Source organism: Pantoea sp. BS_8, assembly GCF_041954965.1.
Classification (GTDB): domain Bacteria; phylum Pseudomonadota; class Gammaproteobacteria; order Enterobacterales; family Enterobacteriaceae; genus Pantoea; species Pantoea stewartii.
This window is the reverse complement of sequence record NZ_JAVAXU010000032.1, coordinates 1-1,284: the sequence shown is the minus strand read 5'-3', so window position 1 is coordinate 1,284 and position 1,284 is coordinate 1. Positions and strand designations below refer to the sequence as shown.

Below are 1,284 nucleotides of genomic sequence, written 5' to 3'. Positions count from 1 at the left end.
GATACCGACAGAAACCGGCGTGTCGCCCAGGGTAAACTGATGCGCTGCGGCGATACCGTATTCGGTGACCAGTGCGGCAACGCCCTGCGCCCGGGAGGTCATCTGGTCAATATCCGTCTGAGTCGGAGAGAAAATGCCGCTCTGTGCCGCATCGAGATACGCCAGGTCACGCTGTGTGATATCGGTGCGGACCTTCGCCTGTCCCCAGCCTCTGGCCACAAAGGCGAAAGGGAGGGTGTCATTGGGAATGGCAATCACCGCAGAAAGCCCGGCACTGGCATGCCCGCTGTCGCCGTCGACGTCCTGCAGGGCCTGTTTCAGCGCTGCCGCCTGTCGTGAGCTGTTGCCGGTGCCCGCTGAATCGCGGAAGTCGTCAAAGGTGCTTTTTACCCTGTCCAGTCCGTCACGCAGGTTATCCGGATCGCTGATTTGTGCCCCAACGCCCGGCAGTATGAGCCCGACGTCGTCACTGGCATCGTGGCGGGTCATCAGCGCGGGGTTGGCCAGTGCAGCGGCAAGATAACCGGAAGAGGCCACGCCGGTTCCCCCCATGGCGTCGTTACGCGCTTCGGTCCAGGTTGTTGCAGCATTCACTGACGGTACGGCTGAAGCCAGTAATGCCAGAATGATGCTGCGGGTTAACAGTTTTGCTTTCATCATTTATTTCCTTTTCTTGTTTTTGACAAAGGGGTTTCCCTGGTGCTGACACACCAATAAAATAAACAATCCGGTTTTTTGTTATTTAAATACGGTTAACCAAAACTCAAGACTTCTTTCAGATAATCCTCCCATTCAGGCGTAATATGAAACGCCGGGTTTATGAAAGGTATCCGTTCCTCCTCACTCCACATGAAATTTTGCCCTGGTCTGAGCTTACCCATAATACTTTCATCAGTGACGAATGAGATCGAAAACGGCAACTCAGATCCCTCTCTAAGACTGTCAAATAACCTGACCGGTAATTTTCGAAAAGAAATTTGAGCAACCCTTCCTTTTAACCGCAGTAATTCACAGAAAGAAAGAAAGGCGTTTGTCTCTGATTCATTGCTGAGCGTAAGAGGGACCACGCCGGTTAAATAATTACTTTCAAAGGACACGCCATTAATATATTTATCCCGGGTCGCTGTGATTACAATCTCGTGGCTGAAATTCAGTGCTGGCTCACCTGTGTAATGCTGACGTCTGTAAAAACGTAAGGACTTAATCACTGTATCTTTATGCGGCAGAAGGCATTCAGCTGCCTGCCAGAAGTCACGCAGTATCACGGTCGGAACCGGAAGGATG

At 51.8% G+C, this 1,284-nt stretch carries 1 protein-coding gene and 1 pseudogene; both read right to left on the bottom strand.

The genetic code is table 11. The annotated features are described in order from the left end of the window. On the bottom strand, nucleotides 1-660 hold a 660-nt coding region (gene traF, locus RAC65_RS22275; protein ID WP_375097321.1), incomplete at its 3' end, for a conjugal transfer protein TraF. A gap of 92 nt (nucleotides 661-752) precedes the next feature. Next, nucleotides 753-1,284 (bottom strand): annotated as a pseudogene (locus RAC65_RS22270) (conjugal transfer protein TraE); the annotation flags it as partial.